Raw genomic sequence first — 711 nt, 5'->3', positions numbered from 1 at the left:
CCGCGGAGGTCGTGAAGGAGATCGAGGCGGCCGGCGGTGAGGCCGTCGCCGTGGCCGATGACATCTCGACGATGGCGGGCGGGCAGCGGGTCGTCGACACCGCCCTGTCGGCCTACGGGCGGCTCGACGGCGTGGTCTGCGTGGCCGGGATCCTCCGTGAGCGGATGTTGTTCAACATGTCCGAGCAGGAGTGGGATCCGGTCCTCGCGACCCATCTGAAGGGGACGTTCACCGTCTTCCGGGCGGCCTCGGCGGTGATGCGGCAGCAGCGGGCCGGCACGCTGATCGGGTTCACCAGCGGGAACCACCAGGGGTCCTACTCGCAGGCGAACTACAGCGCGGCCAAGGGCGGGATCATCTCGCTGGTGCGCAGTGCGGCGCTCGGGATGCACAAGTACGGGGTGACCGCGAACGCGGTGGCACCGGTCGCCCGTACCCGGATGTCGGCGAACGTGCCCTTCGACCTGGCGGAGATCGGGGAACCGGAGGACGTGGCCGCCATGGTGGTCTACCTGCTGTCCGAGCGGGCCCGGGAGATCACCGGGCAGGTGTACACCGTGGCGGGGGCGAAGATCGCGGTGTGGGAGCAGCCGCGGGAGCTGCGTGCCGCGTACGCCTCCGGCGGGTGGACGCCGGAGTCGATCGCGGAGTTCCTGCCGGGGAGCGTGGGGGTCGACCCGATGCCCTTGCTGCAGGGGCCGGGCGCCTAGG

1 protein-coding gene is annotated in these 711 nt (G+C 71.3%); it reads left to right on the top strand.

Annotation, left to right across the window (positions count from 1 at the left end; genetic code table 11):
- Positions 1-710: SDR family oxidoreductase (locus EHS43_RS45510; RefSeq protein WP_125196147.1), on the top strand; the 710-nt coding region annotated here is incomplete at its 5' end.
- Between the last annotated feature and the right edge of the window lies 1 nt (position 711).

It is taken from the genome of Streptomyces sp. RP5T (assembly GCF_003933965.1).
In the GTDB taxonomy this organism is placed as follows: Bacteria; Actinomycetota; Actinomycetes; order Streptomycetales; family Streptomycetaceae; genus Streptomyces.
Note: the sequence above shows the minus strand (reverse complement) of the source record. Positions and strands in the feature narration are given on the sequence as shown.